Origin of the sequence: Streptomyces jumonjinensis, from assembly GCF_009600885.1 — a bacterium.
Taxonomy (GTDB): domain Bacteria; phylum Actinomycetota; class Actinomycetes; order Streptomycetales; family Streptomycetaceae; genus Streptomyces; species Streptomyces jumonjinensis.
The window spans coordinates 1-2,623 of record NZ_VCLA01000137.1; the positions used below are offsets into that span (position 1 = coordinate 1).

The following is a 2,623-nucleotide window of genomic DNA, read 5'->3' on the forward strand; positions in this document are numbered from 1 at the left end:
ACGACCAGGCCGATCGCCGCGCCCCCGATCACCGGAGTGGCGCTGGAGCCGCCGGTCGCGGCCAGATCTCCTTCGAGCCCCGCGGACGCTCCCCCGGCCGAGGCGGGGGCGAGCTGGGAGACGGGCGTCTCGGCCGCCGGGGCCGGGGACGAGGTCTGGAGGCCGGTGATCCGGCAGTCCAGCACCCCCTTGAAGGTCCTGGTGAAGCCGCCCGGCCCGGTGATGGTGAAGTCGTAGGGCTGGTCCTCGCCGACCGGGACGGTGATGGTCCGCCTGGTACCGGCCGGGATGGTGTGCTCGGTGCCCGCCAGTTCGAAGGTGAAGGGGGCGTCGCCCGTGTTGCCGGCCGTGATGTCGATGCCGCCCTCGGCGCAGTTCTTCTTCGCGGAGAGCGCGGGTATCGCGCCGCTCGCGGCCCAGGCCGCCGTGGCGTGCGCGGAGACCGTGGACTCGCTGGAGCCCGCGAGGATCTGGGCCTGGCTCCTGGTGGTGGAGGTGAAGGTCCGGCCCACCGGCACGGAGGTGGCCATCTGCGCCGTCAGCGTCGCCGAGCCGTCCGGCGCGTCGGAGGGGACCTGGAAGTAGAGCTCAGCGCCGTCGACCGCCGAGGTGACCGGCTTCCCCTTGGCGTCGGTGACCTCGATGCCGTCGGCGGCGGCGCCCACCGGCGGGGTGAGGGAGACCCGGCCCGCGCCGGTGCGCACGGTCACGGGCCCGAGCAGGCCGCCCGGCTTCCCGGAGACGGCGCTCGGCTCCAGGCTGAGCGACGCCTTCGGCTCCGAGACGCGGCGGGCCTTGCGGTGGAGCCAGTCGGCGAGCTTCTCGGCGGCGGGGTCGGCCGCCGCGACGTCCGCTCCGTCCGAGTAGCGCCAGATGGCGACCTGGGTTCCGGCGGCGGCGGTCTTCTGGGTCAGCGGCCCGGTGCCCGCGGCCTCCGCCAGCTCCGCCAGATCGTCCACCTGGGGATAGGAGTTCTGGAGAATCCAGTGGATCTTCCCCGCGTCGCGGTTGGCGCCGAGCGAGGTCTGCTTCCAGGGGGTCTCCAGATAGCCGGCCTGGTCCTGGGTCGGATTGTGGATGTCGACGCAGTAGGTCTTGAGCCTGCCGCCGCCGTCTACGGTCATCTCGAAGAGGCCCGCGGGTATGGAATGGCTCTTGCCGTTCGCACGGAGCACGGCGCTGTCGAAGGTCTTGAGCCCGTCGAGCGTGGCGACGGCGCCGCTCTGGTGGTGAGCGCCGTCGTCGGCGACCGCCGTCCCCGCGCCCGTCATGCCCCCGGTCACGACAAGGCCCGACGTCAGCACGGCGGCCGTGAGACGGCGCGCGGTCCCCTTACGCGGGCGTGCGGTCCCACGCCCGCGTACGGCCGACGCAGAGAGCTTGGAAAACACAGAATTCCCCTCCGGGCGAGGCGCATGAGCGCATGGCGCGTGCGCACGTGCTCATGCGTGGCCACGTGTGACGCATGGGGGGAGTGCCTCGCCTACCGACTCAAGTGCCCCGTGAATACCGGGAAATCCTAGAGAGGCGGCGCGGCCCAGTCCCCCGCCAAGCGGTCGGATAACCATTCCGACTCGGAATCGTTATCGCCGACTGTCCCGCCAGCGCTGTTTCGTCATTTCTGAATCGACAAATCTCCACAACTCGGAGAGTGGACAGGCCCGGTCGTCAGAACGGGGGCGCCGCGAGCGCGGCCTCCGCCGCCACCGCGGGACGCGGGCCGGGGCTGGACGCCGGTCCGGCGGCCGGTGCGGCGTCCGGTGCGGCGCTTGGCTCGTCCTCGGGCGCGGCACCGGGAGCGGGCCCGGAGGCAGCTCCGAGTGCGGGCCCGGGAGCGGCACCCGACGCGGGCCCCGCCATGGAAGCGGCCGTGGACGCAGGTCCAAATGCGGGACCAGGGCCCGGTGCCGCACCCGGGCCCGGACCGGGATCCGCGAGGCCGGTCCTCTCCTCCGGCAGGCCGTCGCCGGGCGCGGAAGACGCGGAACCCGACCGGCCCGCCCGCATCGCGGCCTCCTCCGCCGGAGCTCCCCAGCCCGGCGGCCGGCCCGGTGACCACCCCGGCCGGGACTCCGGGACCGGTGGCGGCGCCGCCCGGACCATCCGCCGGAACGCCGAGGTCCCGCGCGCCAGATCGTGTCCCGCCGTCACCGCCTCGATGTCCACGAACGTCCTGCGCTGACCACCCCCGTCCGCCGTCCCGTGGTGGGCGTCGCGCTCTTCCTCACGCACCCTCAACCGCCCCCGCACCACGAGTGGATCGCCCACGGAGACCGAACCGGCCAGATTCGCGGCGAGAGCTCGCCAGGCGAAGACCGTGTAGAAACCCGTGGGCCCGTCCACCCAGCTCTCCCGCTGCCGGTCCCACCGCCTCGGTGTCACCGCGAGCCGGAATCGCGCCATCCCGCCCGTCGCCGTCTCCCGGTACTCCACCTGTGTGGCGACATTGCCCACCACCGTCACCATGGTGTCGTTCATGGCGGCCACCTCCCCGTCCGTTCCGGCCGGCCCCCTGCCGACCGGATTCCATGCTGGACCGCCCCGCGCCATCCCGCTGAGACCTGTGGACAGCCGCCGCCATGTGGACAACCCCGTCACCCGCCCGGGGCACCCCGGACCGCCC

At 73.5% G+C, this 2,623-nt stretch carries 2 protein-coding genes; both read right to left on the bottom strand.

Features of this window, described 5'->3' with window-relative positions; genetic code table 11:
- Positions 1-1,391: Cys-Gln thioester bond-forming surface protein (locus FF041_RS16225; RefSeq protein ID WP_323391934.1), on the bottom strand; the 1,391-nt coding region annotated here is incomplete at its 3' end.
- A gap of 277 nt (positions 1,392-1,668) precedes the next feature.
- Positions 1,669-2,478 carry a single-stranded DNA-binding protein gene (locus tag FF041_RS37935; RefSeq protein WP_194292054.1) on the bottom strand — a complete coding sequence of 270 codons (810 nt, stop codon included), beginning with the start codon at positions 2,476-2,478 and terminating at the stop codon, positions 1,669-1,671.
- Positions 2,479-2,623: the final 145 nt, after the last annotated feature.

Excerpts from the sequence above, each read along its gene's own strand:
- FF041_RS37935 (WP_194292054.1), bottom strand. The coding sequence starts at position 2,478 with ATGAACGACACCATGGTGACGGTGGTGGGCAATGTCGCCACACAGGTG.